Here is a 25438-nt window from a genome sequence, read left to right on the forward strand (position 1 = left end):
TAACCTTATTTTATATAAAAATTATTGTTAAATTTATATTAAATAAATTTTCAATGTAATTTTTTTTAAAATGAGAAACTTAAATATTATAACGGCCCTGTTACTTTTATTCCTTGTCGGTTCATGTATCAGTGACTTAGACAACTCGAAAAGCAGGAGATTAATAGACACCCAATCCCAGGAACTCCTAAATTCCCAAAGGTGGTTTGAAAGCAATCGTCCCATGCTTGACCAACAATCGCAGGAAAACTCCAGGGTAATCCGACTATCAAAGACTCCGGATTGGGAATATGCTGTGGAGCATCAGCTTAATGATGGCAGGAATGTAATTGAAGTTTACCTGAATCAAGACCATGAAATACTGGCTTCGATGGAAGACAAAGAAGATGTCAATGCCTTCAACACCCTGCTGTTTTTCCCTGTTGGGGAAATGGAGTACGAGGTCTATATTTCCCGGCTGTATGAGTATGGAGGGGATAAGGTTTTTTCAGCGGAGGATCTTACGCGATATAACTTCATGTCGGTACCAGAAGCATTCTCTGGAACCAGAATGTTGTTTGACTGGGACGAAAAGCCTATTGGTGGATGGGAATATGCAAAAGGGAACACATCAAAAATCATCAAAAGGGTCGCAAAGAAACAACAGGATCACAAGAAGGCGAATGACTACCAACAATCGAGGTATGACAATCAAGATTCTGCTGAGGACTCAGGAACAAGCAGTGGCGGCGGGTCTATTAACTATAACTGCCAATACGAGATCATCCGCTGGTATCAGGTAAATCCTTATGGGGACGATTATTACCTAGGCTCAGACATGTATTTGGAATGCCGATTTACTGAAGAAAGCTCTGCGCCAGAAAAAACAAGTTCTAACGGAGGAGGATATGCGCTCCCCAGTAATGGCCATGGCCCTAACCCTCCACAGACCGATGAGGCATGTTATGATCCGCATCCGACGATCCCTGGAATGGTGGTGCCTTGTGTTCCTTATGAAGAAGACGATTATAAAATCATAAATAATCTTACGGGAAAGGCAGCCTGCATATACGATAAGCTAATAAATTTAAGAGGGGGCTTCAGAAATGCCATTCAAAAATTTGACGGGGATTTTCCTGTTGCTCATTTGAAATTTCAACTTGGAGATTTAGAAAAAGGTTTCGGAGTTACCATACCTCCACAAACTAGCGAGAAAGACCCTGTTTTTCATTCTGAAGATTATGTGATTACCATAAAACTAGACTCTGGTTCTGATAAAGAAGGGGTAAACCAACGCCCAAATTTAATGGTTGCTAAAACAATTGTACATGAAGTGATACATGCTGAAATGGTTCGGAAATTAATGTCATTGGCAGGAAAGCCAAATTTCAACTCTTTAACAAGAGAAAAGTTGGAAAACCTATTAAGACAGGGTGATTTCCCCTCAATGTATGAATATTATAAGAAATCCAGAAATTGGCAACATAATTTAATGGCAGACTATTTTCGAGGAACTATAGCTAATATTTTACAAGAATTTGATACAGGCATTGCTGTACCTAAAGGAGATAAACCAGACCAATTATATTTAGACCTAGCATGGGAAGGTCTACGGTATAATTCCGCTAAATCTTGGAATGAATTAGGAACCGTAGAGCAAAATAGAATTAAAAAAGTAATTTCTGATTATTTAAGTAACCATAAGGATGAAAAATGTAAATAGAGTAATTTTATCTTTTATTTTAATATTGTTAACTACTTCATTTAGAACAGAAAACCAAGATAGGGAGACAGTATATTTATTATTTGATGACTCTAGCTTGGATAGCTGTATCGCTGAAAATTATGAATTGGCTCCTAAAGTAAAGAAGTTCCGAAAAGTATTGGTCAAGGATCATTGGTATTTTTTTATTTGTGATGCTCAATTTGTTACAGACTCAAAAACTGATACGCTTTCATCAGCTGATTTCTCTAAATTAGAGTTAGTGAATTATGAATATTTGCTTTCGCAAAATGAGAGGCTAGATCAATTTACCTATCATACATTTGCCCATATTTACTTCATTGAAGAAGTTTGTGAGGGAAAATACCTAAGATATGAGATGCATTGGCCTGATCCTCGAATATCATCTATTTATGAATATTACTAGTGATTAAACAAACAACTCTTCGAATATCTTCCTCGGGATAGATTAATTGACTAAATATCCATCAGGTTTAGCTTTCCTACATCTGGTGGGTTTTATTTCACTGATATAAAAAACCACCTACTGCCATTATCGCTATTCCTCTCAGATCTACTCCTTCAATTTTTACCCGACCACTCCCAAAAGCCATTCATGACACCGCTTGGATGAAGTTTACATTGAAAATCTACAAGGTAAGATTGTCGATATTGAATGGATTAAGAACAACGAACGCACCAAAACCAGTAACCGGATAGTCTTGAATAACTTTGAAGACCTCTACTTTGTGCTAAAAAATGAAAATGGCTATGTATTAATAAAAGGTAGTAGGATACATAGCGCTCATTAACCGAGGTTTCTTATGGACAGAACCAAAAGGAAACTCCTAATTCAAGTGGCCATCTTTATCAAGTAGAAAATGTGACAAACGACCCATGAAAAACCTAAAACACCTAATTGCTATCAGCCTGACAGTCTCATTAATTTGCTCCCCTATCGTTCTGGCAGATGCCCAGAAAAATGAAGACGCTTGGTTTATATTGGATGACAGCTCCTCAGAATATATCATTATGACGAGTAAAGGCGAATTCAATATTGATGATTCATCAATAGACTTTGACCTATTATCCCTTTTGGATAAAAAAACCTATGTAGATTACCAAAATAAAGTCAAATCTAAAAAAAGCAAAGGAACCTATTTTTATGATCGTGAAAGTGGAAAAGACAATACTCAAATAGAAGTGCCCAGGATGGAATTCATGATCAAAGACTGTCAAATTGTATCATTACCTCCCGATAGTCTTAACCAGCTAGCACTAAAAGGTTACCAATGGATAAAAAGAAATGCATGGAAACAACAATCACCAAATGAAATATCACCATTCAGGAAATTGTTTTTCTTGTACAAATTACCAAGCGATGAGTATTTGAAATTAGAGGTAAAAATCTCCATATCAGGGCATTAGATAATAATCAGAGAAGTACTCCCATCCTGGAAGGCTCCTTTCCTCATGGAAAAACAGAGAAGGTTTTAATTTGGTTTATGGATAATCACTTTCTGACAAAAATCCCACCATCACATCCTCCCTCGAATTGACAAGGCAAGATATCAATGCTTATGGGGTAAATTGCTTTATTCAGGCCCTCCGAAAAATTTATTCTCAACAATCCTACTTTTTTTCCGAAAAAAAAATCATTACATTTGTATCGTATTTAGTCGTTTATAAGAGGGGACACATCGTCCCCTCTTTCATTATAGGTAAATGTAATATGAGTTTGAAACAGACTATCGAAGAGATCGTCACCAAGCATTTGCCCGATGATGCCCATTTTGTAGTGGATGTCCTTCTGAATGAAAAAGGTCCCAAACAAAAAATCAGTATCCTCATCGATGCTGATGAGGGCTTAAACATCGATACCTGTGCCACAGTCAGTCGGGCTGTGGGTGAAGAGCTTGAAGCCAAGGACATCATAGACAATGCCTATGTGCTGGAAGTTTCTTCACCAGGGCTGGATCATCCTCTGACAGGGAAAAGGCAGTATCAAAAGAACATTGGCCGGAACCTAAAAGTCACCATGGAAAGTGGAGACACACTGGAAGGCAAGCTTACCGCAATGGACCAATCGGAGATTACCTTGCTGGTAAAGCACAAAGAAAAAGGCAAGAAAGCTGTCGAGAAAGAAGAAAAGATCGCTTTTGAGCAAATAAAAAAATCAATTGTATTAGTCTCTTTTAAATAAAAAAAATGGATGCTAAAGTTCTTATAGATTCGTTTGCAGAATTTGCAAGATCTAAAAATGTGGATCGCCCTACCATGATCCGCATTCTGGAAGATGTGTTTAGAGCGATGATTCGTAAAAAATACGAAACGGACGAGAATTTTGATGTGATCATCAATGCCGACAAAGGAGACCTCGAAATCTGGAGAATCCGTGAGATCGTCGATGATAACTCTGAAGACATCTGGGACCATGATAAAATCAGCCATTCCGAGGCAAAGAAAATCGAGCCTGACTTCGAAATCGGCGAAGAGACATATGAGCGAATCGAGCTGGAAGACTTTGGCAGGAGAGCTGTCATGATGGCCAGACAGACATTGATTCAGAAAATCAAGGATTTGGAGAAAGATTTGCTGTTTCAGCAATATGAAGAGCTGGTCGGTGAGATCATCACTGCGGAAGTTTACCAGATCCTTGGCCGTGAAATGCTGCTAATGGACGGTGAAGGCAATGAACTGATCCTCCCCAAAGGCGAGCAAATCCCAAAAGACCGCTTCCGCAAAGGAGACACCATCCGCTCCATCGTCCACAAAGTGGAAATGGTCAATGGCAATCCACGGATCATTCTTTCAAGAACTTCTCCTATATTCTTGGAAAGATTATTCGAAAATGAAGTACCTGAAGTCTACGATGGACTGATCACGATCAAGAAAATCGTCCGCGAACCAGGTGAGCGTGCCAAAGTGGCTGTAGAATCCTATGATGACCGCATCGACCCTGTAGGTGCCTGTGTGGGCATGAAAGGAAGCCGTATCCACGCCGTAGTACGAGAATTACAAAATGAAAACATCGATGTAATCAATTACACCGACAACTTGGAACTATATGTATCCCGGGCACTTAGCCCAGCCAAAGTAAGTTCTATCCAGGCCAACGAAGAAGAAAAGCGACTTTCTGTCTTTTTAAAGCCTGATCAAGTATCTTTGGCAATTGGAAAAGGAGGATATAACATCCGACTTGCCAGCCGTCTGGTAGGATACGAAATCGATGTGTTCCGTGAACTATCGGATTATGAAGAGGAGGAAGATGTTGATTTGTCTGAATTTTCCGATGAAATTGAGGGTTGGATAATTGAGGAGTTGAAAAAGACGGGTCTGGACACCGCCAAGAGCGTATTGGCACTGACCAAAGAAGATCTGACCCGACGAACAGAACTTGAAGAAGAGACGATTGACGAAATCTTCAGAATTTTAAAACAAGAATTTGAACAGTAAAATATTTGCCGATATACAATTATAGTAAGCGGCAGTATATATTTACATCAAAAAAATAAGCAAGAGGTTTTAGCGTATGTCAGAAGAAAAAATGATGCGATTAGGCCAGGTAGCCAGAAAACTCAACGTGGGCATATCCACGATTGTTGAGTCGATGGCTAAGAAAGGCTTTGATGTAGAGAGCAACCCGAACTCCAAAATAAGCCAGGAGCAGTTCAGCATGCTGGCGAAGGAGTTTAAGTCCTCTGCACAAGACAAGGAGGAAGCATCCCACTTGTCCATAGGTAAGCGCCACAATGAGACGTTTACCATCAAGGCCGAATCTGAGTCTGTGCCTGAAGAAGCAAAAAAAGAAGAGCCGGCAAAGCCCGCTCCCAAAGAAGAAGCAGAACAACCAGAAGCACCTGAAAAGGAGGAAAAGATCACCTCTGAAGCAGAAAAGCTTCCGGGCATAAAAGTATTGGGCAAAATAGACCTTTCCAAAAAGGAACAGGACAAGAAAGAAGCGCCCAAAAAGGAGGAGGAGCCCAAGCCAAAAGAAGCAGCTCCCAAACAAGAAGAGAAAAAGCCTACTGAAGCTCCTAAGGCTGAGAAACCAGCTGAAAAGGCACCAGAAAAGCCTGTTGAAAAACCAAAAGATGAATCACCTAAGGCTGAGAAGCCTGAGCAGAAAGAAAACGCTAAACCTTCAAAGCCTGAAGCTGGGAAGCCACAGGAGAATGACGATGCATCTAAAGGACAAAAGCAACAAGCCAAAAAACCTGCCGCACCTTCTTCTGACAAGAAACCCCAACAAGCTCAAAAACCTGCTGAACAAAAAGAAATCCAAGACAAAAAAGTGGAAAAGGACGTTTCAGGATCTTTAATTTCTGCCAAAGCAGATGCCCTGAAAGGACTTACCGTGCTTGGAAAAATAGATCTTCCCAAGGACAGGCCAAAGAAAAAGGCCAAGCCAGTGGCTTCCTCGGATGAACGCAACAAAGACAAAAAGAAAAGACCGCGCAAGCGTATAGACAATAAGCCAGGTACAGGCGGACCACAAGGCAATAGAGGCGGTGGCCCACAAGGAGGACGAGGCGACAACCGAAACCAAGGCGGAAGAAAAAGACCTGGAGGCAATAACAGGCCAGGAGCCAAAGGAGGCAGCCGATTCCAAAAAGCGGAGCCTACCCAGAAGGAAATCCAAGACCAGATCAAACAAACTCTGGCCCGTCTACAGGGTGGTGGTAAATCAGGAGGCAAGAAAACCAGAAGAGACAAGCAGCGGGAGCGTGCCAAAGACCAACACTCAGAAGGTACAGAAGAAAGCAAAATACTTAAAGTAACTGAGTTTATCTCTGCCAATGACTTAGCTTCCTTGCTGGATGTCTCGGTCAATGAGATCATCTCTGTATGTATGTCACTGGGCATGTTCGTTTCGATCAACCAGCGTCTGGACGCAGAAGCCATCACCATTATTGCAGACGAATTTGGCTATGAGGTGGAGTTTACGAAAGCTGATGAAGAAGAGGAAGAGGTAGAAGTAGTGGACAGCCCAGAAGACCTCGAAGACAGGGCCCCGATCGTCACCATCATGGGACACGTCGATCATGGTAAAACGTCCTTGCTGGATTATATCAGAAGCTCAAAAGTAACCAGTGGAGAAGCTGGGGGCATCACCCAGCACATCGGCGCCTATGACGTAATGACGGATAATGGTGAAAAAATAGCCTTCTTGGATACACCAGGACACGAAGCCTTTACGGCCATGAGAGCACGTGGAGCCAAAATCACCGACGTGGCCATTATAGTCATTGCTGCAGATGACAACATCATGCCGCAGACCAAAGAAGCCATCAACCACGCCCAAGTAGCGGGCGTACCGATGATCTTTGCGATCAACAAAATCGATAAGCCTAACGCTAATCCTAACAAGATCAAGGAGGAGCTGGCCAATATGAACCTATTGGTAGAAGACTGGGGAGGTAAATACCAATCCCAAGAGATCTCTGCCAAGACAGGTCAAGGGGTAGATGAACTTCTGGAAAAAGTATTGCTAGAAGCTGAAATCCTAGAACTCAAAGCAAATCCGGCCCGTCATGCCACAGGCACGGTAGTGGAAGCTTCCTTGGACAAAGGCCGAGGATATGTCTCCACCGTAATGATCCAAAATGGCACCCTTAAGATCGGTGATATTATGCTTGCCGGCCAACATTATGGCAGGGTGAAAGCCATGTTTGACCACCTTGGTAAGAAGGTTCAAGAAGCCGAGCCTTCCACTCCCGTTCAAGTATTGGGACTCAGTGGGGCTCCCCAAGCAGGGGACATCCTCAAAGTTTACGAGACAGAACGTGAGGCCAGGGAAATCGCCAACTCCAGGGAGCAAATCAACCGTGAACAAAGTATGCGTACCAAAAAACACATTACTTTGGATGAAATCGGTAGACGTCTTGCCATTGGAAGCTTTAAAGAACTCAACATCATCATCAAAGGTGATGTGGACGGTTCCGTAGAAGCGCTTTCCGACTCATTACTGAAACTTTCCAAGGATGAAGTCAGTGTAAACATCATCCATAAAGGTGTCGGCCAGATCTCAGAATCTGATGTGCTATTGGCCTCTGCATCCGATGCGATCATTGTTGGTTTCCAGGTAAGACCTTCCACCAGTGCAAAACGTATCGCTGAGCAAGAGGAAATTGAAATCAGGCATTATTCCATCATCTATGATGCCATCAATCAAATCAAAGATGCCATCGAAGGTATGCTTGAGCCGGAATTTGAAGAAGTCATCACTGGTAATATCCAAGTAAGAGAAGTCTTCAAAATCTCCAAAGTAGGCACCGTAGCAGGTAGTTACGTGACCGATGGTTATGTTACCAGAAAAAACAAAATCAGGGTCATCAGGGACGGTATCGTTATCCATGACGGAGAAATCGATCAGCTCAAACGCTACAAAGACGATGTATCTGAGGTGAAAGCAGGTTATGAATGTGGTATATCCATCAAAGGATATAACGACATCAAACTTGACGATACCATCGAAGGATATGAAATGCAGGAAGTGAAGCGTAAAAAATAATTCAACTAATACACACACTTTAAGTCAAAGGACAGTTTTTTTAAACTGTCCTTTTTACATTTTCCCTCACCTGAATAGAACCAAATAGTTGAGGGAAGAGGCTAATGCATGTAAGTTGCTGAAAAACTATATACTTGTTGAAATCTGTATCAAAATCACCCAATAACCGTACAGTATGCTGAAGTCCTGAAGGCTATGCCAGGAAAAGATTCATATCCGCCTACGGGGATTTATCCAGCCAAAACAAGGAAGGGATTACCTAAACCAAAACATATGTTAATCGCACTGGTTTTACTCTTGAAAACGTTCTTTTATGCTTCCCTGGTGAGCATTGCTGTGGGATTCATAAGACCAGTTTTTGTACTTTGGTTCATGGATAAATGTAACCGAATGCGAGTTTTATCGTTCTATGGAATATTAGCACTCGTATTTTACGTTTTATACGAACTAGTCAATCACCTACTTCTCTAAAAATTAAAATTTATGGAATATAACCCTGTTAACTCCAGCTACCATGATAGACTAGAAGCATGGTCTATAATGGGTACCGAATGCGACATCACCTATATCAAAAATGGTAAAGAGACTTCCGTCCACTCCAAAGTGATCGGGGTCCTGAATGTAAAAGACGGAGAATATATTTTCGGTGAAAATGGTCTGGCCATTAGAATGGACAGTCTAGTAGCAATCAATGGCGTCTCTGCCAAAAAAGAAGCTGTAGGGAAGTGACCTTTTTGCTGACCAATCTACAAAACAGCACCTGCATCGCTCCTGAGATGGAGGACTACCTGCTAAAGCGCTTACACCAAAAAGCCTTCGGACTACCATCCTGAACCGTGCATGCTACTAAATAGTCTTCCCCTCCATCCTTTAGCCTGAATTTCTTCTTGATGATATCAGGTTTCATAGTATAGTTGCGGGTGATTACATTGACCTGACCAGAAGGAAAGAGCTTTCTGAGGGTCTTCTTGTCCATCTTTACTTCTTCTTGGATCTCAAAGATCCTCCCCAAAATACCTGTAGATTCTGCTAATTCGCTTGTAGTATATAGATGGGTATGTGGGTGGAGTTTTTTAAGCTGATAATGATTGCCAAATGATTTAAAAGCACCTGCCTTCAGGATAGCGGCAGAAGGAAGAACCAAGTAATTATCGGGCAAGCTGAAACTTGACTTCTCTACTTCTTCCTTTTCCAAACTGAAGGCAAAGGAAGCTTTCGCAGGCAAATCCCAAGCGGTAATATCTCTTGACCCCTTCTCACCACTTCTCCATATTAACAACAACTCCTTCACCTCGTTTTTAACCGCCACCACATGCACCTCACTTAGCGCAGGCAACTCACGTAATGCTTCCTTGATGTCCAACATAGGAGACGCCTTGACCATGATATTTTGGGCTTTTCGGGTCAATAGTTCCCAGTTTTCCACAATATCCGGTTCGCAATCGCTCAACTTATAGAGTTTTTGATTCCCTTCTCCACGCCGGGCAGGATCTAGATAGGCCCAATCCACTTGGCCATTGACAGAGGTCAAAAAATCAATTGCGTCCCCACAAACCACCTTATATTGACTGGAATGTTTGCCAAGTGCAGAAAAATTATGCCTAGCGATGCCCGCCAATTTTTCTTGCCTCTCCACATAGGTCACCTCTGCAAAACCCTCTCCGAGATAATAACTGTCCACTCCAAATCCACCAGTGAGATCAAGCAGTCTTTCTCCATCGACAAATCTTCGCTTGAAGATAGCTGTCTCCTCTGACGAGCATTGCTCCAAGGAAACGGTAGGGGGAAATATAACAGACGGGTTAGCTATCCACTGAGGGAGTTTTCGACGGGACTTCTGCCTGGCTGCTATCTGCACTGCAGCTTCTTTCACATCCAATGCCCCGGACACCTTATGCCTTAAAAGCAATTGTGCAGGATCTTCAGAAAGATGATCCTGCACAAATTGAAATAATTCGGGTGTATATAATTTGGATGCCTCCAAGTTTATACCAAGTTATTTTCCACCAAATATTTTGCGATCTGAACAGCATTGGTAGCGGCGCCCTTTCTCAGGTTATCCGCCACGATCCACATGTTTAGCGTATTTGGCTGGGACTCGTCCCTTCTCAGTCTACCGACAAACACCTCGTCTTTTTTATGGGCATTCATTGGCATCGGATACACGTTATTGGCTACATCATCTTGCACGACTACGCCAGGAGTAGCTGCCAGAAGCTCCTTCACTTCATCCAGCTCAAAATCTTCTTTAAACTCCACGTTCACCGCTTCGGAGTGGCCACCCATCACAGGGATCCTTACCGTAGTGGCGGTCACTTGGATGGAAGGATCTTCGAAAATTTTCTTGGTCTCATTGATCATTTTCATTTCCTCTTTGGTGTAGCCATTATCTTGAAACACATCGATATGCGGCAACACATTAAGGTCAATCTTATGAGGATATGCTTTTTCGCCTTCCTTTCCTGCACGTTCGTCTTGGAGTTGGTTCACTGCCTTGAGGCCACTACCCGTCACAGACTGGTAAGTGGAGACTACCACCCTCTTGATCCCGTAGCGATCCCGTAGCTTGGTCAGCGCCAAGACCATTTGAATAGTCGAGCAGTTCGGATTAGCGATGATCCTGTCGTCAATCTTCAGCGATTTAGCGTTGATCTCAGGAACCACCAGTTTCTTGGTAGGATCCATTCTCCAAGCAGAAGAATTATCCACCACGATAGTGCCTGCCTCAGCAAATTGCGGCGCCCACTCTTTGGACGTATCCCCACCTGCTGAGAAAATGGCAATGTCTGGCTTTTCGGAAACCGCTTGAGCCAAACCTATCACTGTGTATTCCTTATCCTTGAAGGTAATCTTTTTTCCTGCAGACCTCTCACTGGCCACCAACAGCAGTTCATCAAAAGGAAAATTGTGCTCTGCAAGCACTTCAAGAATCTCGGTGCCTACTAATCCTGTGGCTCCTACAACAGCTAATTTCATTGTTGAAAACTTTCTATTTATTGATTTTTATATTACTTTATTCTGTACATCAACCTTAAAATTTTGTAAACAAGGCTGTATTTGAAGGTTGTTTTCAGTAATCACATAAATTTTGCCAAAAACACTACTTTCAACGAATTCATTTTTGACAACCGCTCACAGTTTTCATTAGTTCCAATGCTTTTTTCTGTGCGCAGTCATTAACTACTTAACATCATGAAAACCTCTACTGTTTATTTGAGTTGCCTGTTGGCAATAGTCCTGCTTTTTGCAATAGCAGTCCCTTCCAACTCCAAGCATTTGCCCCGTTCCAAAACCCTAAGTGATGCATTGTTCAAGCACCAGTTTATTTTTGGTGCCGCAAGTTACGGAAAATCATTTACTAACGAAGTAGAAAATCCCAAAATATACCTTGACCACCCTACAAAACAACCAAACAGAGGGAAAATTCAGTCAAACAGAGCATTCTCGCCTTCTTTTTACCAAAAAAACAGTCGTTTGCGTTCACGAATCGAAAGCGAACTGACCACAACTGAAAGCCTAATCGAAAAAGCAAAGAATGACTCGATACCATTACAAATAGTCCGAGCAGCGTTACGATCCGAGTCTACTGTTGAAATCACTTTTTCAGAACCTGTAGACCCTGCCTATGCCATTGTCAGCTCACTTTATACTATCAACGGCGTTGCTCCGGAAGCAGTGGACTGGGGAAATGATGCCAGCAAAATCACCTTACACCTCCGAGCTCCTCTCACCAGTACCTCAATAGACATCAACTTCACTGACCTTCCTACGGCCAAAAAAGGGATCCCCTATTCCAATCATCAAACACTAAAACTACTACGAATGGCCGACATTGACTTCAAAGACCTGGTCATCAATGAGGTGATGGCCGCGCCAAAAAAAGACAATCCCCTTCCTTATGCTGAGTACGTTGAAATCATAAATGTATCCGACAATCCCGTGGAACTGGGAGGTTTTTATCTGAAAGATGCCAAAAAGGCCGTCAAGCTTCCCCCTTACACCATCCAGCCTGAAGAATACTTGGTTTTGGTGGATGAAGATGATGCTGCAGATTTTATGGGCTACGGAAAAGTACTGCCGCTATCGAGCTGGCCAGGATACACTAACAGCAGTGGAAAAGTCCTGATTTGCGATGAAAACAAAGTGGTCATTGACAGCCTATCTTACAGCAACGATAGCTACGGCAGCTCGTCCAAAGCCAACGAAGGATACAGCCTTGAAGTGACCAATCCCTTTCTTAGCTGCGACCAGTCGCTCTTCCTCCAAGCTTCCTCTTCACCAAAAAAGGGAACACCCGGCACCGAAAACGCTGTTTTCAACATCACCCCGGACATGATGGGGCCTAGGTTAACCGCCGTTACCGTACAAGACCCTACTAGCATTTTGGCTATTTTTAACGAACCACTGTCCCCCTCCGCGCTTTCTGCTGGATGGATCCTCAACAACAACCTGAATGTCCTTAACGTGAGTTTTGCACAGGGCTCTTCCAATGAAATACTTCTCACCCTTAACCAGGAACTAAAAGAGAAAACAGCTTACCAAATTGCGGTAAAAGACCTTTACGACTGCACAGGAAACACTGTTGACCGAGAATACAATTCGGCTTCTTTCCAACTTCCCTCCTCGGCTGCCAAGGGTGAGCTCATCCTGAACGAATTGTTATCCAATCCCCGCAGCGGCACCCCGAAATTCGTGGAGATCTACAACCACTCCAGCAAGTACATTGACCTGTCAGGTTGGAAACTGGCCAATATAGACGATGGCGTAATTGACAACCGAAAAGTTATTGCATCAACCCCAAAGATCATTGCTCCTTTTGACTATCTGGTGGTCACCACGGATATTGCCGAGCTGAATCAGCAGTATCCAAAAGGCATCACCGAAAAATGGGCAGAAATAAGTGCTCTCCCCAGCTACCCGATTAGTGGAGGGGCGGTCATTCTCCTGAGTCCAGATGAAGAGCTCGTCGAAAGACTGGACTATACAGATGATATGCAGCATCCATTGATCCAAAATCCTAAAGGAATCTCACTGGAACGGTCATCACCAGAACATGAGGGCAATGATCCGGAAAACTGGCACTCAGCAGCCGCCTCAGCCGGGTATGCGACCCCAGGGTATAAAAATTCCCAGCACTTAACCTTAGAGCAAAGTGGATTTGGCATTAACGTCCAACCCAAAGTATTCCTCCCTGAGGCAGCGGGAGAACAGCCTTTCACCACTATTTCGTACGAACTGGCAGACGCTGGATACTTGGGGACACTCAGGATCTTTGGGACAGACGGCCGTCTAGTGATGACCATTTGCCAAAATGAATTATGGGGCACCAAAGGCTTCTACACCTGGAACGGAACCAATACCACAGGCAGGAAAGTTCGACCGGGGTATTATATACTTCTTTCGGAGATCATCCATCCGGATGGCCAGGTTATGCACCAAAAACAGACCATTGTGGTAGGAAGTAAGCTAAGGTGATTTGAGAATAGGTGTACCCGCTATCTTGCACGTAAGCAAATATAATATAGGCTCATATTGTTTACTTTTCACCCGAAATTCTTCAAGACAGGCATATTTGATGATAAAGCAGGTAAAAAAACTATGTAAATAGCACCTCGGCCAAAGGTCAGCCAAGGCGCCAGTTTTGTTTAAACCCGGAATATGCATTAGCCTATCTGTTGCGACCTTAAACTGCTTCAAAATCAGCCGTTTCACTTTAGTTTTCGGCATAACCGTAGCGGTGCTACGCTAATGCCTCCAAACTAACTGATTTTCTTGCAATTTCAGCTCTCACTACGATTCCTAATGCATAATCCGGGTTAAATTCCTTCATCTTCATCGTCATAAATAAAGGTGTTGGGGTTTCCTTCTTCCTTGATATAGCCACGGTACATCCCTGCGGAATTAAAGGGCATAGCGATATTCCCCTTGCTGTCCACAGCGATCACTCCTCCACTGCCTTCCATTTCTACCAACTGCTGCATCACCACTTCATCTGCTGCATCCGATATGGATTTCCCGGCATAGCGCATAATAGAGGCAATTTCATGAGCCACCACATTTCGGATAAAAAATTCTCCATGACCGGTAGCAGAGACCGCACAAGTAGCATTATCGGCGTAAGTACCTGCCCCGATCACGGGAACGTCGCCCACTCTACCATACCGCTTATTGGTCATGCCTCCAGTGGAAGTCGCGGCAGCTACATTGCCATCTTTATCCACGGCCACAGCGCCAACGGTACCGTATTTTCTGTCATTGAAGTAGGGATCTTCGAGTTCCATCTGCCTAAGGGAAGAATGGTCCAGCTGTGTCTTTTCAGCATCGATGATGCGCATCAATTGCTTGTACCTTCGTTCGTCACGGAAGTATTCGGGATCTACTATTTCTAAACTTTGCTCTGTGGCAAATTGCTCAGCACCTTCTCCTACCATAAACACATGCGGGCTGTTCACCATGACCTCATAAGCTGCGGTAATGGGGTTTTTGACCGTCGTAATGCCTGCAACAGCCCCAGCGTTCCGTGTCGCCCCATCCATAATGGCAGCATCCATTTCATTTCGTCCATCGTGTGTAAAGACCGCTCCTTTCCCTGCATTGAACAGGGGGGAATCCTCCATTACCTTAATGGCTGCCATCACCGCCTGTAATGCAGGTTTGCCTGCATCCAGTTCTGCATAGCCTGCATTAAGTGCTTCACTCAGCTTCTCCCTGTAAGCCTTCTCACGTTCCGCAGACATATTTTCTCTTTTGATTGTCCCGGCACCACCATGGATCACCAAGGCTATTGGCTGCTCGCCAGTCTCCGCTGATGTGGATTTTATTGTTTGCTCGACCTTTTTCTCAGAACATGCAGACCACAACAAAAGAATTATTCCTAATAAACCGTAAATTTTTAACCTCTTCATAAAATTTTATTAAACCATTTTGATACAATTAATCGTATTAAGATAATAAAGATAGCGGTATTTCCTTATTAGGAATTTGAGCTGGAATTGAAATATGCTGGCGAATTTTTGATTTTAAAAAGTGCACCTTATTTTAGGGAACTTTTTGAAACCAAAAAAAGATATTTAGCTATCATCACTTAATGCCTGAAAACTATGAGTCAAGGAGAGAAAACATCATATTCCAAAGAAGAACTGAAAGAGTTTGAGGAATTGATCAACAACAAACTTGCTGCGGCAAGGAAAGAGCTAAACTCGTTAAAAGAGACGCTTAGCAAGAAAAATGACAGTGGGACGGACTTTACGGCCTCCACGTCAAAGCTACTAGAAGATGGTGCTGATACGCTAGAAAGAGAAAGTCTCAGTCAGCTTGCTGCTCGTCAGCAAAAATTCATTATTAACTTGGAAAAGGCATTGATCCGAATCAAAAACGGCACTTACGGTGTTTGCGTGGACACAGGAAAACTTATCGCCAAAGAAAGGTTAAAGGCGGTACCGCATACCATGCACTCAATCGAAGCCAAACTTTCCAAAAAATAACGCAAAGCATCGATAGAATCAGTGGAATTTCTACACAGACATATTGAAGCATTGATATTCTGTTCTCCATCTCCGTTGGGCATAGACGAGATTCGTAAATGCCTTTCGGAGATGTTTGAATCAGATGTGCCCAAAGAACACATCGAGCAAGCCATAGGTGATCTACAGGAAAAATACGACCAAGATGATTCTTCCTTTGCCTTGGAACACTTGGGCAATGGCTATCAATTCTTGACCAAACCAGCCTATCAAACCAGCATCTCGATCCTCCTCAAGCAGCAATCCACCAAGAGGCTGTCCACAGCCCAAATGGAAACGCTCTCCATCATTGCCTACAAGCAACCTGTCACCAAATCCGAAATGGAGCAAATCCGTGGCGTTAACTGTGATTATTCAGTCCAAAAACTCCTCGAAAAGGAACTAGTCACCATCAAAGGCAAATCCGACAGTATCGGAAGGCCGCTCCTATATGGAACAAGCGATAAGTTTATGGAGTACTTTGGTATCAACGGCATCAAAGACCTCCCCCAGCCAAAAGACTTCGGACAAGAAGAAAACCAGATCGGAAACGAACAGGAATAGGAATAAGCAACTTGGCATTAGGCAGATCCGCCACAGAGGGATCCTTCTCTTATGAGAGGCTCCATCTGACCATTGAACCCGGAATATGCATTAGCCTATCTACGCCACGGCGCACAGGTGTTGCGACCTTAAACTGCTTCAAAATCAGCCGTTTCACTTTAGTTTTCGGCATAACCGTAGCGGTGCTACGCTAATGCCTCCAAACTAACTGATTTTCTTGCAATTTCAGCTCTCACTACGATTCCTAACGCATATTCCGGGTTGAAAACATAAACAGGTGAAATATTTCGTTACTTCACCAATAATCCACCAATAAGTCCTTATCTTTGCAGCCCAATTCAGAAAGCGTGCAAATCGCTCATATTAAAGGATTTAGAAACTCTTATACAGCAGAGATGCTGCAATACTATGAAAAAGCACAACAGGAACAATAGGGACGACAAAAAGAAAACTGGAGACAGGCCCCACAAGTCCGAAAGATCATCAAGCCCACGCTCACAAGGCAAACCTAGAGGCTCAGAAAACAGGTTTAGAAATACCGAAAAAGGGAAAAAATTCGACCCGGATTTTTCTCCATTACAAAAGTACCGCCAAGACAAGCCCAGTGCCCATCAAGATAACGATGAAAGCACTCCGCAATATAAAACAGTATACAAAGGAAGAGGAAGAGACCAAAAACCGGTTTTTGGTAGCGAGAAAGTACACGATCAAGGGCATCGATCCAAGACAAATAAATTCAAACAAAACCGATTCATAAAAGGCAATAGGTTCGAAAAGGAAGAGAAACCCGAATACAACCTTAAAAAGGTAAAACCACAGCTTACCAAATCTGGGTCTAGCGAAATAAGACTGAACAAGTTCATTGCCAATGCAGGTATTTGCTCACGAAGGGACGCTGACAAACTCATCGAAAAAGGAGAAATAAAGGTCAATGGAGAAGTAGTTACCGAATTAGGGTATCGAGTACTTCTATCAGATAAAGTGGTGTACAAAGGCAAAAACATCAGCCCGGAAAAGCCTGTTTATGTGCTATTAAACAAGCCCAAGGACTTTATCACTACCACAGACGACCCCATGAACCGGAAAACCGTCATGCACTTGGTAGCATCTGCCTGTGAGGAAAGGATTTTCCCTGTGGGAAGACTTGACCGAAATACCACTGGGCTATTGCTATTTACCAATGATGGTGAATTGGCTGCCAAGCTTTCCCACCCATCCGAAAAGATCAAAAAGATATATCAAGTCACTTTGGACAGCCCTATCACCAAAGCGCATTTCGAAGAAATCATAGAAGGACTTACCCTGGAAGATGGTCCTGTCCATGTAGATGATATCCAAATCCTGTCCAAAGACCAAACCATCCTCGGACTGGAAATCCATTTAGGCAAAAACCGAATTGTGCGAAGAATTTTCGCCCATCTAGGCTATGATGTGGTAGCTTTGGACCGAGTAACTTATGCAGGCCTGACCAAAAAGGATCTTTCCAGAGGAAAGTGGAGGTTCTTAACAGAAAAAGAAGTAATCAACCTCAAGTTTTTGAAAAAATAAGGCATCGCATTTTCTGACAACTGGGAACTGTATCAATAAAAGGGCACCTTTCATTGATACAGTTTTTTTTGCCTTCAAAATAAGCTTAGGGAAATTTAGGATCACATTTTACTGCTGTTCCATTACATCAAAATTTTTCGTCTGATCGGGCTATGCCCCACGCTACTTTTTAAAAAACATTTTTGGCCAATTGAATAACAATTAAATTTTCTCAAAACAATTCATGTAACTATTCTAATGATAAACATAACTTTTAGAGCCTTTAAATAAGACAATATTACTTATTACCTTCACATCAGAACATTTAGCGATGTTCATTATTTATAGATGGGGAAGCCGAAAACCATTATTTTTAGAGTAGGCAATAATCTTTTAACCATAAAGAACCATGGATCTTATCACAAACTTACTTGATGTTGTTCTTGGCCTATTGTCTAGCCTTCTAGGAGGACTTTAATAGGACTCGCCACTTTGGACTTAGCTGAAAACCACTTCAGCATGAGTACATTGTGAGAACAAAGCTGTCTTCATTAAGGAGACAGCTTTATTTTTTTAGGAAAGTTTTTGTTAAATTATAGAACATTAACTTCAGCACTTATGAGAGCCATCTGGAATGACCAAGTAATCGCCGACTCGGACACCACCATCATGATCGAAAACAACCATTATTTCCCTCCTGCATCCATCAAAAAATCTTTTTTCACCCCATCAGAAACCACCTCTTCCTGCCCTTGGAAAGGGGAAGCGAGCTACTTTGATATCTCTGTAAATGGCGAAACCAACAAGGACGCCGCTTGGCACTATTACCAACCCAAAGAAGCAGCCATCCAAATCAAGGGTTACCTTGCCTTCTGGAAAGGCGTAAAGATAACGAGATAATCAAGATGAAGAACTACGACGCTGTCATCCTAGGAGCAGGACAATCAGGAATGCCCTTGGCAAAAAAAATCAGCAATATAGGCCTTTCTGTAGCCCTGATTGAGAAAAGGGTCATTGGCGGCACCTGCATCAACGACGGATGCTCCCCTACCAAAACCATGGTCAGCTCAGCGCGTGTAGCCCACCTCGTCTCCCGAGCTGCAGACTTTGGTGTCATCCTTCCCAGCTATCAAGTCGATCAGGAAATCGTCAAAAAACGAAAAGACCATATCGTGACGCTTTTCCGGGGCGGTGCTGAAAAAAGCCTCAGCAAAAATGAAAATATCGACATCCTCATGGGAACCGCCGCTTTTAAGGACAGCCACACCATCGAAATCACCTCCTCCACAGGAAGTACCGAAACAGTAAAAGGAAAAAAAATCTTCATCAACACTGGCTCTGAACCAAGAATTCCGGAAATCGATGGCTTGACCGGCACGCCATATCTCACCAGTACCACAGTCATGGAACTGGAAGAAACACCGGAACACCTCTTGATCATGGGAGGAGGCTATATAGGATTGGAGTTTGCCCAGATGTTTCGCAGGTTTGGCAGTAACGTCACCATCATCGATAGGGCTGGAAGGCTGGTCAGTAAGGAAGACGAAGATGTATGCAAAGAGATTTCTCAAATCTTTTCTGATGAAGGCATTGACACCCTCTTCAATTCTGAGGTAAGGAAGGTCACCTATCAGGACGGTTTTACCATTATCACCAAGACCCCAGAAGGAGAAAAATCCCTGAAAGGCTCACACCTGCTGGTGGCTACTGGAAGAATCCCTTCCTCTGCCCGTCTAGGCTTGGAAAACACCCAGATAAAGACGACCGACAAAGGATTCATCCGCACGGATGATTTTCTTAAAACAGCCGAAAACCACATCTATGCGTTAGGCGATGTAGCCGGAAGTGCCCCCTTTACTCATATCGCTTATCATGATGCGCATATTGCGTTTCAGCATGCTTACAAAGGAAATGGGATTTCGAAAAAGGAAAGGCTTGTCCCTTACTGTGTATTTATCGACCCGCAGCTTGCCCGAATAGGCCTTAACGAACAAGAAGCCAAGGACAAAGGCATCCCCTACAAAACAGGGAAATTCCTAATGAAACATGCCGGCCGGACACTTGAAGTGGATGAGACACGTGGCTTTTTTAAAGTGCTGGTGGATCCCAAGTCCAAAAAAATCCTTGGAGCCACCATCTTGAGTCTGGACGGAGGTGAGATCATGGCCATATTACAGATGGCCATGGTAGGAGGCGTCACCTATGACACGATTGCCACGCTGCCCATTGCGCATCCTACGCTGGCAGAGAGCTTGAACAATCTAATGGGGCAAATTGAATAAAAAAGGTCCTTGCCGGGAATATCTCCCCAGCAAGGACCTTTATCCAAATCAACCAAAAATCGCTTAAGGCATCGCTTGTGCCAGAGCTTGGCTTTCAAATTCACCTTCCAGCTCAATAACCATAAAATCGTCATCACCATCACCGGCAATCATCAGCACTACGTCACTCAAAATATCGTCCCCTTTGCTATAGATGATCACTTGACTGTCCTTCTCTGACATTTCCATCATGAGGTCATATTTTTCCTTCCGGAGGCCTTTTTGGAGGGCCTTAAAATCTGTCTTGGCAATTTGCTTTCCCACCGGAAGCTTGAAGAACTTCATCCTATCCACTGACTTGGCGATGGTAGCCATCCCATCTTCACCAAAGTCGAAATCAAGCCCATCAGCAAAATCCATAAAACTTCCCGCCAAATCCAAATGGAAAAACTCCTCGTCATCCTGGTATTTTTCCATGAGCGCATCCACACTTTTGCTCTGGGCACAAGCCATGCTGCCAATCCCCATAAACGCCATCACTATTAAAATCCGTTTCATTGTAGAGTTGTTTTAATGTTAGGTAATCTTCTATTTATCTTTTTTCTTTCCTGAATTATATTCATTCATCCCTGGCAAATCAGTGTTTTCTGCCAGCATATTGAGGTCCTGGTAAGTAAAATTACCCAGCATGCTCAATAACGTAAACTCACTTTTCGATCCAGAAATCATCAGCAGTTCCACCACCTTTCCGTTTTCCTCCCGAACCATAAATTTCAAACTACTTTCCTTGTCCTGAACATCCATGAGATCTTCGTATTTGTTTTGTGTCAGCGTCCCCATGGCTTCTTCGTACAGTCGTTTACCGTCCACTTTCTCTCCGCTCAAGATTCGGATCCCCTTGACTTTGCTGATCAGGTTGCCCATCTCTTGCGCATCTCCGTCCTCACCTTCGTCAGCAGCAGATTTCAGAAAACCGCCTGCCATCTGCATCATCTTTGGACTGATATAAACCCGGCTAAATTCATCGTTCTCCATGTACTTCGAGAAGAACTTCATAATGGCATCATCCTGCGCCTGTGCGACAGAAGCCATCATTACCAACACGAGTATGCTTATCCATTTTTTCATTTCTCCTCCTTGATTTCCTTGATATTAAATAATTCATCCGTAGCCCCTAGGTACCTGATGTCTTCTAATGGCTTCATCGAAGACGTCCCCTTTTCCATATTTTGCTGGATCAGGGACAGTGCCTCCACGACCTGGCGATAAGCCTCTTCCTCCTGCATCCTCTTTTGCTGCTCAAAGAAAAGCCATCCGAGCGCCAGAAAAACAGCAACGATCGCCGCCATCTTTTGCCAAGCCCACATACCTTTTCCTGCTCCTGGGGAGGCCTTGTGGGAAGGCTCATTTTGGGCCATTTCTTCTAATCCCAACACAAACATCCGCTCCTCCTCAAACGCTGTTGATTGCTTCAGCAGCTCCTTGAGGCGACCCTCCTCTTCCAAGGACGTCTCACCTTCGTAGTACTTGGCCAGCAATGCCCTGATTTCTTCTTCCATCATTTCGGTTGATTTGTTAAAAACGATTGCAGCTTTTTCCGCGCCCTGAACATATTCACCTTCACTTGCTCCATGGAGATTTCCATGTATTCGGCGATTTCTTCGTATGTCAGCCCTTCTACTTCCCTAAGCTGAAAAACTTCCTGCTGCTTTTCGGGAAGCTCCTTCAGAAACTTAAAGACGAGCCTTACCGTTGGAGAAACCTCTTCCACCTCATCGACTGCTATTTCCGGCAAGGAGTCTTCTGACTCCATCACTACCCACTTTTTCTTTTCCCTGAGCTTCTGCAAGCTTTGGTTCTTCACCACTCGCACCATCCACCCGGTGGGGTTGTCCATTTTTTGAAGCAGCTCTCGTTGTTGCCAAGCTTTCTCCAAAGCTTCTTGCACCGCATCCTCGGCCTCATCCCGGTTCTTTAGCCAGAGATAGGCCATGCGGTAAAGCTTGCTTCGCAAGGACCAGATATATGCTTCAAAAAAAGTCTTCATTTATGTAGGTAATGATCCCAAATAGTAAATGTTACAGGGATGAATGAAAATATTTTAAAAATTACCTAAAAAACCCTCAAACAGAAAACCACCAACTACTAGACAAAAGAATATTTTTTTACCACAAGCTCCCAAGGTCCCAGGGCAAACGCGTTTAGTGTTTTGAAGGAAAACAATTTTCGTATAGGCATAGCTATCATCCGTGCCGATGGAACTCCTTCGGGAGGTTGAGGAGAGCTTAAGCTCCTACGGATGAATCCGCAGGTTACTAAATTTATCGTGCCGCTGGCACTTTGCCCCGAGTTGTACATTGGAAACCGCAGTAGCCAATCTTGCCGAATGGCGGGATAGGCTGAAAGAATGATTAGTTGATTTGGATCGTACAAGCCGGCAGCTATCTGCTCATGTATAGTGGTTGGCTTGGTTGAGGTTAAACCCTGAATCAATGCCGTTTAGTTAAGGGCATTTCCTTCTTTTCATATACCTAAAAGTCCTTTTTTGATTGACTTTGGCTGGGGAAACCTGATCATCTTGGGGGATTTTATCCTTTTCCTTTTTTCCCCCGAAAGCCTTCGGGGCAGGCTATTGATGAAAAAAGAAAGAAAAAAATCTAGGCCGGTGGTATGCCTTTTAAAATGGAACATGGATTTACCCTGCGACCGAGATCCGTCACCCATTTTAATTTCCACCCGATGGCTACGACCTAAAAGTGAGTGGGTCTCGCTGTTCCACGACGCGAGCCAACTCCCTTTCTTAACGGCCTCCACCATCGGCTGGAAAACAGGCTTACCAAGGACCGTAATAAGGAAGCGATACCTTTTTTGGCTCAGGGGGGCTTATAGTTCTCGCTCAACTTGGTTATTTAAGAAATTATACCACTACATGGAATAATGATGATAATTTATCCATAAGAAACTTATTAATCGGATCCGCCTTGCAGGTATTGGGCGTTAAGAAATTAAAAAGCGGGTGGGCAAAAAGGCAGGCTTGTTTGACGAAATGCTGCCCAAGGAAAAAATATAGAACCCATATTTTCCAGATACACACTAATTAAACGGCATTAAACCCAGAATATGCGTTAGCAACTGAGCATCCTGTCTAATCCGCCTTTGGAGGAGGGTCATATAGAAGGTGCTGGTGACAACAAAAAAGATTACACACAAAAGCGTAAGTTCCGTAGGAACGGCAGATATAAATGCAAATAGGAACATTTTTTTTTAAAGGCGTTTGCCCTGCCCAAGCCCCTAAGCCTTTTATGAAATAGGTCCTCACAGAAGCCACGGGAATCTCAGAAAAGCGTTGTTTCATTCTGGGTTTTCTGTGCGTTCCGCGAGAAATAAAAACTACTGGCAAGAAGCGTATAATCAAAATGAAATAATAAGTACCAAGCGAACAACTCACGCCGACCAATCTTCCTTGTACCTTTGAGCCTTAGTGGCTAAACAAAAGAGCAGTCATATCAGCATGCTAAACCTTACATAAAAAAGAATCAGTGCAAACCTTATTACCTGTCGCGCCGTGGCGAATCTGCGCCATCAGCGTTCTATCTGAATCATCTCTCAGTCTTCTTGCCTCCATCCAGATAGGAGCATTTCCAAATTCAACCGCCTAAGATAGGCTGCATTCAAACAAAATAGATTAATTTTAAATTATGATTACAAATGGTATGCATGCGTACTTATTGGTTAATTTGTATAAAAGATGAACAAAACCGGCAATAGACCTATGAAGACAAACATAAAAACACTCGAAAAGGTAATCTCAGCAGAGGGCATAAAAAAAGCCTTGAATTGCTTCAAGGCTTGTGGTGATGAGTGGGCTCGAACCACCGACTCACGGATTTTCAGTCCGATGCTCTACCAACTGAGCTACATCACCGTTGTAAAGTGATGCAAAGGTAGGTAAATGTTCTTTTGATGCAAACCTATAGAACAAAAAAATTACAACAATTTTAAAGAAACAACTTTAATTTATTCACTATGAGTATTTTACCTCAGGTAATTTTTCTCGTGATTTTTGCCGCTGCAGGATATGTACTTTACAGGAGGATTTCCTTTCTGAAAAGAAATATCATGTTGGGCAAAAAGGAAGAAAGAAATGATCAGCCAGGAGAACGATGGAAGACCATGCTATTGGTCGCTTTTGGCCAGCAGAAGATGTTTAAACGATGGTTGCCCGCATTCCTGCACTTTCTCGTATATGCAGGGTTTATCATTATCAATTTGGAAGTAGCCGAATTTATCATAGATGGATTCACAGGCCAGCACCGCATTTTTGCTCCTTTCTTAGGTGGCTTTTACACGTTTGCCATGAATGCATTTGAGTTCTTGGCGGTCGGTGTCCTAGTAGCATGTGTGGTCTTTTTGATCAGGAGAAATATCACGAAAGTTCCTCGTCTGACCATGAAAGAACTTAAGGGATGGCCGGCCATGGACGCCAACCTGATCCTGATCATTGAAATCTGCCTGATGATGGCCATTCTTAAAATGAATGCGGCCGATCAGCTCTTGGCATCAAGAGGAGTGGGACATTACACCCAGTTGGGCACCCTCTTTTTCAGCAGCTTGCTGAAGCCGTTTTTTGAAGGATTCAGCACCTCCTTTCTTATTTTCACCGAAAGGGCAGCCTGGTGGTTCCACATTGTGGGAATATTGAGCTTTGCGATTTACGTCACCTATTCCAAGCACCTGCATATTTTCCTAGCATTCCCCAACACTTGGTACTCCAAGCTCCAGCCCAAAGGTGAAATGACCAATATGCCCGAGGTCACCAATGAAGTCAACATGATGCTGGGCATCCCCACAGAAGGCGCCCAGGAACCACCTGCAGAAATTGGCCGTTTTGGTGCCAAAGATGTAAATGACCTCAGTTGGATCAACGTTATGAACGCCTACTCCTGTACAGAGTGTGGCCGGTGTACTGCCGAATGCCCTGCCAATATCACAGGCAAAAAGCTCTCGCCACGTAAAATCATGATGGATGTCAGGGATAGGGCAGAAGAAGTCGGAAAAAGCCTAGACGCCGGTGGCAAAGGCCTGGAAGATGGCAAAAGTCTCTTGGGCGACTACACCACTGCGGAAGAGATCAATGCCTGCACCAGCTGCAATGCCTGTGTGGAAGCTTGCCCGGTAAACATCGACCCATTATCGATCATTCTGCAAATGCGACGCTACGTGGCGATGGAAGAAAGTGGCTCTCCTGCCCAATGGAATGCCATGTTCCAAAACATGGAAACCAGCTTCTCACCATGGAAATTTGCCCCTACCGACCGCTTCAACTGGGCGGAGTCTGTCAAGGATGAAGAAATAAAGTAAAAAGAAC

At 43.4% G+C, this 25438-nt stretch carries 21 protein-coding genes and 1 tRNA gene; 14 read left to right on the forward strand and 8 right to left on the reverse strand.

Features of this window, described 5'->3' with window-relative positions:
- Nucleotides 1-370: 370 nt before the first annotated feature.
- From DN752_RS09860 to DN752_RS09900, 7 genes are all read left to right on the forward strand, one after another.
- Nucleotides 371-1702, forward strand: coding sequence for a hypothetical protein (locus DN752_RS09860; protein WP_211324195.1), 1332 nt, complete (start codon nt 371-373; stop codon nt 1700-1702).
- Nucleotides 1686-2129 carry a hypothetical protein gene (locus tag DN752_RS09865; RefSeq protein WP_112783784.1) on the forward strand — a complete coding sequence of 148 codons (444 nt, stop codon included), beginning with the start codon at nt 1686-1688 and terminating at the stop codon, nt 2127-2129. Before DN752_RS09860 ends, DN752_RS09865 begins: the two co-directional genes overlap by 17 nt.
- Nucleotides 2130-2599: 470 nt before the next feature.
- Nucleotides 2600-3130: a hypothetical protein gene (locus DN752_RS09875; RefSeq protein WP_112783786.1), complete on the forward strand. Its 531-nt coding sequence runs from the start codon at nt 2600-2602 to the stop codon at nt 3128-3130.
- Between the two features lie 304 nt (nt 3131-3434).
- Nucleotides 3435-3905 (forward strand): ribosome maturation factor RimP, encoded by a 471-nt coding sequence (locus DN752_RS09880; RefSeq protein WP_112786492.1) that lies wholly within the window; start codon nt 3435-3437, stop codon nt 3903-3905.
- Between the two features lie 5 nt (nt 3906-3910).
- Nucleotides 3911-5158 carry a transcription termination factor NusA gene (gene nusA / locus DN752_RS09885; protein WP_112783787.1) on the forward strand — a complete coding sequence of 416 codons (1248 nt, stop codon included), beginning with the start codon at nt 3911-3913 and terminating at the stop codon, nt 5156-5158.
- Between the two features lie 76 nt (nt 5159-5234).
- Nucleotides 5235-8216 carry a translation initiation factor IF-2 gene (infB, locus tag DN752_RS09890; RefSeq protein WP_112783788.1) on the forward strand — a complete coding sequence of 994 codons (2982 nt, stop codon included), beginning with the start codon at nt 5235-5237 and terminating at the stop codon, nt 8214-8216.
- A gap of 483 nt (nt 8217-8699) precedes the next feature.
- Nucleotides 8700-8945: a hypothetical protein gene (locus DN752_RS09900; RefSeq protein ID WP_112783789.1), complete on the forward strand. Its 246-nt coding sequence runs from the start codon at nt 8700-8702 to the stop codon at nt 8943-8945.
- A 55-nt stretch (nt 8946-9000) separates the two neighbouring features.
- On the opposite strand, the gene DN752_RS09905 is transcribed toward DN752_RS09900, so the two are convergent.
- Together DN752_RS09905 and DN752_RS09910 are read right to left on the reverse strand one after the other, a co-directional pair.
- On the reverse strand, nt 9001-10200 hold the full coding sequence (locus DN752_RS09905; RefSeq protein WP_112783790.1) for a THUMP-like domain-containing protein: 1200 nt from the start codon (nt 10198-10200) through the stop codon (nt 9001-9003).
- Nucleotides 10201-10202: 2 nt separating this feature from the next.
- The gene (locus DN752_RS09910; protein ID WP_112783791.1) at nt 10203-11192 is read right to left on the reverse strand and encodes an aspartate-semialdehyde dehydrogenase; all 990 of its coding nucleotides are present in this window, start codon (nt 11190-11192) and stop codon (nt 10203-10205) included.
- 216 nt (nt 11193-11408) lie between these two features.
- Here DN752_RS09910 and DN752_RS09915 point away from each other — a divergent pair, with 216 nt between their 5' ends.
- A complete protein-coding gene (locus DN752_RS09915) occupies nt 11409-13691 on the forward strand; it encodes a lamin tail domain-containing protein (RefSeq protein ID WP_112783792.1) in 2283 nt (760 codons plus the stop codon).
- 341 nt (nt 13692-14032) lie between these two features.
- Here the strand turns inward: DN752_RS09915 and DN752_RS09925 are convergent, their stop codons facing one another.
- Nucleotides 14033-15121, reverse strand: coding sequence for an isoaspartyl peptidase/L-asparaginase family protein (locus DN752_RS09925; RefSeq protein ID WP_112783794.1), 1089 nt, complete (start codon nt 15119-15121; stop codon nt 14033-14035).
- 195 nt (nt 15122-15316) lie between these two features.
- On the opposite strand from DN752_RS09925, the gene DN752_RS09930 reads away from it, so the two are divergent.
- The 5 genes from DN752_RS09930 (at nt 15317) to DN752_RS09950 (ending at nt 20091) form a co-directional block, all read left to right on the forward strand.
- Nucleotides 15317-15700, forward strand: a complete 384-nt coding sequence (locus DN752_RS09930) for a TraR/DksA family transcriptional regulator (RefSeq protein ID WP_112783795.1) — start codon at nt 15317-15319, stop codon at nt 15698-15700.
- Between the two features lie 21 nt (nt 15701-15721).
- On the forward strand, nt 15722-16282 hold the full coding sequence (gene scpB, locus DN752_RS09935; RefSeq protein WP_112783796.1) for an SMC-Scp complex subunit ScpB: 561 nt from the start codon (nt 15722-15724) through the stop codon (nt 16280-16282).
- 408 nt (nt 16283-16690) lie between these two features.
- On the forward strand, nt 16691-17830 hold the full coding sequence (locus tag DN752_RS09940) for a pseudouridine synthase (RefSeq protein ID WP_112783797.1): 1140 nt from the start codon (nt 16691-16693) through the stop codon (nt 17828-17830).
- A gap of 597 nt (nt 17831-18427) precedes the next feature.
- Nucleotides 18428-18709, forward strand: a complete 282-nt coding sequence (locus tag DN752_RS09945) for a DUF427 domain-containing protein (protein ID WP_112783798.1) — start codon at nt 18428-18430, stop codon at nt 18707-18709.
- Between the two features lie 5 nt (nt 18710-18714).
- Nucleotides 18715-20091, forward strand: coding sequence for a mercuric reductase (locus DN752_RS09950; RefSeq protein ID WP_112783799.1), 1377 nt, complete (start codon nt 18715-18717; stop codon nt 20089-20091).
- Nucleotides 20092-20154: 63 nt separating this feature from the next.
- Here the strand turns inward: DN752_RS09950 and DN752_RS09955 are convergent, their stop codons facing one another.
- The 5 genes from DN752_RS09955 to DN752_RS09980 all read right to left on the reverse strand — a co-directional run bounded on the left by DN752_RS09955 (nt 20155) and on the right by DN752_RS09980 (nt 23995).
- Entirely contained in the window at nt 20155-20628 is a 474-nt protein-coding gene (locus DN752_RS09955) for a DUF4252 domain-containing protein (RefSeq protein ID WP_112783800.1), read from the reverse strand.
- A 30-nt stretch (nt 20629-20658) separates the two neighbouring features.
- Nucleotides 20659-21198, reverse strand: coding sequence for a DUF4252 domain-containing protein (locus DN752_RS09960; RefSeq protein ID WP_112783801.1), 540 nt, complete (start codon nt 21196-21198; stop codon nt 20659-20661).
- Complete coding sequence (locus tag DN752_RS09965; protein WP_112783802.1) at nt 21195-21632, reverse strand: hypothetical protein; 438 nt, start codon at nt 21630-21632, stop codon at nt 21195-21197. Before DN752_RS09965 ends, DN752_RS09960 begins: the two co-directional genes overlap by 4 nt.
- Nucleotides 21629-22117, reverse strand: coding sequence for an RNA polymerase sigma factor (locus DN752_RS09970; protein ID WP_112783803.1), 489 nt, complete (start codon nt 22115-22117; stop codon nt 21629-21631). Before DN752_RS09970 ends, DN752_RS09965 begins: the two co-directional genes overlap by 4 nt.
- A 1805-nt stretch (nt 22118-23922) precedes the next feature.
- Nucleotides 23923-23995 (reverse strand) — tRNA-Phe (locus DN752_RS09980).
- Nucleotides 23996-24096: 101 nt separating this feature from the next.
- Between DN752_RS09980 and DN752_RS09985 the strand changes: the two genes are divergently transcribed.
- On the forward strand, nt 24097-25431 hold the full coding sequence (locus DN752_RS09985) for a 4Fe-4S dicluster domain-containing protein (protein ID WP_112783805.1): 1335 nt from the start codon (nt 24097-24099) through the stop codon (nt 25429-25431).
- The last annotated feature ends 7 nt before the right edge of the window (nt 25432-25438 follow it).

Source organism: Echinicola strongylocentroti (assembly GCF_003260975.1).
Lineage (GTDB): Bacteria > Bacteroidota > Bacteroidia > Cytophagales > Cyclobacteriaceae > Echinicola > Echinicola strongylocentroti.